The sequence below is a fragment of the Paraburkholderia sp. genome (assembly GCF_026225065.1).
In the GTDB taxonomy this organism is placed as follows: Bacteria; Pseudomonadota; Gammaproteobacteria; order Burkholderiales; family Burkholderiaceae; genus Paraburkholderia.
Map to the genome: position 1 here is coordinate 1 of NZ_JAMFSB010000370.1, position 4,655 is coordinate 4,655.

The window sequence follows — 4,655 nt, forward strand, 5'->3', positions numbered from 1 at the left end:
ACGGAGTGCTTAACAACGCACTACAGGCGCTGCATTTCACCTCTGAGCCGATTCGGCTAGTTTTCACCATGACCGGCGTGGTGATTGCACTCACGCACGTACTGGTGCCCTTTATGGTGATGTCGGTGTGGGCAACGCTGAAAAAGCTCGATCCGCAGGTCGAATGGGCCGGCTTGTCGCTTGGCGGTTCGCCGCTGCGGGTATTCCGGCGAGTCGTGCTGCCGCAGATATTGCCAGGGGTGCTGTCGGGTTCGATCATTGTGTTTGCGTTATCTGCCTCGGCGTTCGCCACGCCTGCGCTGATTGGCGGCCGACGACTGAAGGTGGTTGCAACAGCAGCCTACGACGAGTTCATCGGCACGCTCAACTGGCCGCTCGGCGCGACGATCGCGGTGTTGCTGCTGATCGCCAACGTGGCGATTGTGATGGGCTGTAGCCGGCTCGCCGAACGCCGTTTCAAGCACATCTTCGATTGATGCAGAGGACGCCATGAAGCAAAACGGATTCTGGGGCCTCCTGTTCAACGCACTGTTTCTCGCGTTTATCCTTGCGCCGCTCGTCGTAGTGGTCGCTGTATCGTTCACCGACAAGGGCTATATCTCGATGCCGTTCGACGGCGCGTCGCTGCGCTGGTTCAGAGCGATCCTTGAGAATGAGGACATCGTCGACGCGTTCTGGCTGTCGGTGCGCCTCGCGCTGGTGGCGGCGACGCTCGGCGTCGCGCTCGCGGTGCCCGCGGCGCTGGCGATTGCACGTTACCGCTTTCCGGGTCGCGGCGCGCTCACCGGTTTCTTCCTCTCGCCGATGATGATTCCGGCCGTAGTACTCGGCATCGCGTTCCTGCGTTTTCTAAGCATGCTCGGACTGGGCGGATCATTCTGGTCGCTGTGCGCGACTCACGTGATCATCGTCGTGCCGTATGCACTGCGGCTCGCGTTGTCGTCGGCTGTGGGGCTCGATCGCGACGCCGAGCGCGCCGCCTTATCGTGCGGCGCAAGCCGCTTCACCGCGTTTCGCCGCGTCGTGCTGCCGATGATCCGCACGGGCGTGGTCGGCGGCTGGGTGTTGTCCTTCATTCAAAGCTTCGATGAGTTGACCATGACCATTTTTGTCGCGACGCCGGGCACGACCACGTTGCCTGTCGCGATGTACAACCAGATCGCGCAAACGATCGATCCTTTGGTGGCTTCCGTGTCGACGGTGTTGATCGCCGGTACGGTTGTCCTGATGCTGGTGCTGGACCGGATGGTCGGTCTGGATCGCGTCCTGATCGGAGAAACACGATGACAGTGGTGGATGTAGCCGAAAGCCCGGACGTGCTGGTGGTAGGCGGCGGCCTGGTCGGTACGGCGGTGGCGTATGGGCTTGCCAGAGAAGGCGCGAAGGTGACCGTACTCGACGAAGGCGACGGTGGCTTTCGTGCTTCGCGCGGCAACTTCGGTCTGGTGTGGGTGCAAGGCAAAGGCTATGGCCTGTCGCCTTACGCGCGCTGGACACGCAGTTCGGCTGACCGCTGGCCGGCGCTTGCGGCAGCTCTGCTGGAGGAAACCGGCATCGACGTGGCGCTGCGGCAGCCGGGCGGCTTTCACATCTGCTTCTCGGACGAGGAACTGGCCGAACGCAACAAGCGCCTTGGCATATTGAAGTCGGAGCTGGGCGGCGATTACCCCTATCAACTGCTCGATTCCAAAGAATTGCGTGAGCGTTTGCCTGCAATCGGATCCGAGGTGATCGGCGCGAGTTATACGCCGATGGACGGCCACGTGAATCCGCTCAAGCTGTTGCGCGCGTTGCACGATGCGATGCAGCGGCGCGGTGTGACGCTTGTCAGCAGCAGCCAGATCGGCCGTATTGCGCCAGAGGAGGGCGGCTTTGCCGCGCATGGACGCAACGGCGTGTGGCGCGCGCCGCGGATCGTGCTGGCCGCGGGCCTTGGCAACAGCTCGCTGGCGCCGCAGGTCGGACTGCATGCGCCGGTGAAACCGAATCGCGGGCAGATCCTCGTCAGCGAGCGCGTTGCGCCGTTTCTGCATCATCCGACGATCAACGTGCGGCAGACCGACGAGGGCTCCGTGCAGTTAGGCGATTCGATGGAGGAGGTCGGCTTCAACGACTTCACGACGACCGACGTGCTGTCGAATATTGCGCGCCGTGGCGTGAGAGCTTTTCCGTTTCTGAAAGATGTCCGCCTGATCCGCATGTGGGCAGCGTTGCGCGTATATAGCCCCGATGGCTTTCCGATCTATGAGCAGTCGTCGCAGTATCCGGGAGCGTTTGTCGTGACCTGTCACAGCGGGGTGACGCTGGCTGCCGCCCACGCGCTGCGCATTGCCCCTTGGGTCGTGGGCGGCGCGATGCCCGATGAGCTCAGCGTGTTTCCCGGTGGCCGCTTTCTCGCGTCTAAAAAGATCCTTAGTCATGCTTGATACAAGACTCCGATATGACTTCCAAACCGCTTTTCAGGGTGCTTGCCCCGCTTGCGCCTGCCGTAGCAGATGCCACCGTCCATATCTGGTTCAACGATGAACCGCTTGAGGTGCCCGGCGGTCGCTCAGTGGCCGCCGCATTGCTCGCCGCCGGTGTGCAGCGTTTTCGCGCTACGCCGGTCACCGGTGCGCCGCGTGCTCCGTATTGCATGATGGGCGCGTGCTTTGAATGTCTCGTCGAGATCGACGGCGTGCCAAGCCGGCAAAGCTGTCTGGTGACGGTACAGGACGGCATGCGGATCCACTCGCAGGAGGGTGCGCGCGACCTGCCGTTCAGCTCCGATCCGGCGCCATCGCAATCCATCAAGGAGAATTCCGATGCTCGTTGAACCGGTCGATGTCGCGGTGATCGGCGCCGGGCCTGCAGGGCTCGCTGCGGCGACGCGGGCTGCGGGAGCGGGCCTCACGGTGGTGCTGCTCGACGAGCAGGAGACGGTCGGAGGACAGATCTATCGGGCGATCGAGCGCAGCGATGCGCAACGTCGCGAGATCCTCGGCCCGGACTACGTCGCAGGCGCGGCGTTAGCGGATGCCTTCGCGCGCAGTGGGGCGCGTTATGAGCCGAACGCCTCGGTCTGGCAAGTCACGCGCGAGCGCTCCGTGCATTACCTGAAGGATGGAAAAGTCGGCAGCTTCGAGGCGAAGCGTGTCGTGCTTGCAACCGGTGCGCTCGAGCGGCCTTTTCCGATTCCAGGCTGGACGCTGCCCGGTGTGCTGACCGCTGGCGCCGCGCAGATCCTCCTGAAGAGCGCCGGCGAGGTGCCGACGGAGCCGCCGGTGCTGGTCGGCTGTGGCCCGTTGCTCTATCTGCTCGGTTGGCAATACGTGCGGGCGGGCGTGCCGATTCGCGCGCTGGTCGACACCACGCGCCATGAAGACCGCTGGCGCGCCAAGCGTCACATGATCTCGGCGTTGCGGGCGTGGCCGTATCTGGCCAAGGGTTTGCAATTGCTCCGCGCGCTGCGCGAGGCAGGCGTGCCGATTCACGAGGGCGCCGACGATCTGCGCATCGAAGGTACTCCGGGTGATGATGGCACCGAACGGGCACACGCGTTGAGCTTCTCGGTGCGCGGTGTGCCGCAGCGGATCGAGGCTAATGTCTTCCTGTTGCATCAGGGCGTCGTGCCGAATACGCAGTTCAGCTGGTCGCTGCGCGCGACGCATCATTGGGATGACGCGCAATTATGCTTCACGCCGCAGACCGACGAATGGGGCGAGCTCGACCTCGCCGGCATCTTCGTTGCCGGAGACGGTGGCGGGATTGCCGGGGCGCAGGCAGCTGAGGCGCAGGGCGAACTGAGCGCGCTGGCGATTGCCGCCCAGTTAGGTGCAATCGACCAGACGACGCGTAACCGCAGCGCGGCTCCGTTGCTGCGCCGCCTCGCCGAAGTACGGCGTATCCGTCCGTTCCTCGACACTTTGTACCGGCCGCGCGACGAGAATCGCGTGCCGCGGGACGACGTGCTGGTATGCCGCTGCGAGGAGGTGACGGCTGGCGATGTGCGCCGCTTCGTGGAACTCGGCTGTCAGGGCCCCAATCAGGCCAAGTCATTCGGCCGCTGTGGGATGGGTCCGTGCCAGGGACGCTTGTGCGGGCTGACCGTCACCGAAGTGATCGCCGATGCGCGCAAGGTGTCGCCGGCCACCGTCGGCTATTACCGCATCCGGCCGCCGATCAAGCCGCTCACGCTCGGAGAGCTCGCTGGTGAATAGCGCAGCGGTCAGCGAAGCCGACGTGCTGGTGATTGGCGGTGGACTGCACGGATCGAGCAGCGCGTTCTATCTGGCGAGCCGTGGCGTGCGCGTCAAGGTGCTCGAAGCGGACTACGTTGGCCGTCATGCGTCGGGTGTCAATGCGGGCGGTGTGCGCACGCTCGGCCGGCCGTTGCCGGAAATCCCGCTGGCGTTGATGTCGCGTGAGATCTGGCACAACATCGTTGCGACCGTCGGCGACGATGCCGGTTTCGTGCCGTCGGGCCAGATGAAAATCGCCGAGAGCGAGGCCGAGCTCGACGAGTGCCGCGCTCGTGTGGCGTTGCTCGAGGCGCAGGGCTTTACTCATGAGAAGATCATCGACCGCGCGACCGTCCACGAACTGGAACCCGCGCTCGCGCCACATGTGACCGGCGCGATCTGGGTCGAGCGCGACGGTTATGCGTTGCCGTACCG

The 4,655-nt window shown here is 64.2% G+C and carries 6 protein-coding genes; all 6 read left to right on the forward strand.

Annotation, left to right across the window (positions count from 1 at the left end):
* Nucleotides 1-476: ABC transporter permease (locus tag M0954_RS25940; protein ID WP_297356295.1), on the forward strand; the 476-nt coding region annotated here is incomplete at its 5' end.
* A gap of 13 nt (nucleotides 477-489) precedes the next feature.
* Nucleotides 490-1,287, forward strand: a complete 798-nt coding sequence (locus M0954_RS25945; protein ID WP_297356297.1) for an ABC transporter permease — start codon at nucleotides 490-492, stop codon at nucleotides 1,285-1,287.
* On the forward strand, nucleotides 1,284-2,426 hold the full coding sequence (locus tag M0954_RS25950) for an FAD-binding oxidoreductase (RefSeq protein WP_297356299.1): 1,143 nt from the start codon (nucleotides 1,284-1,286) through the stop codon (nucleotides 2,424-2,426). Before M0954_RS25945 ends, M0954_RS25950 begins: the two co-directional genes overlap by 4 nt.
* A 14-nt stretch (nucleotides 2,427-2,440) precedes the next feature.
* On the forward strand, nucleotides 2,441-2,815 hold the full coding sequence (locus tag M0954_RS25955; protein WP_297356301.1) for a (2Fe-2S)-binding protein: 375 nt from the start codon (nucleotides 2,441-2,443) through the stop codon (nucleotides 2,813-2,815).
* Complete coding sequence (locus M0954_RS25960) at nucleotides 2,805-4,199, forward strand: NAD(P)/FAD-dependent oxidoreductase (protein ID WP_297356303.1); 1,395 nt, start codon at nucleotides 2,805-2,807, stop codon at nucleotides 4,197-4,199. Before M0954_RS25955 ends, M0954_RS25960 begins: the two co-directional genes overlap by 11 nt.
* On the forward strand, nucleotides 4,189-4,655 hold a 467-nt coding region (locus M0954_RS25965; protein ID WP_297356305.1), incomplete at its 3' end, for an FAD-binding oxidoreductase. The genes M0954_RS25960 and M0954_RS25965, both read left to right, overlap by 11 nt.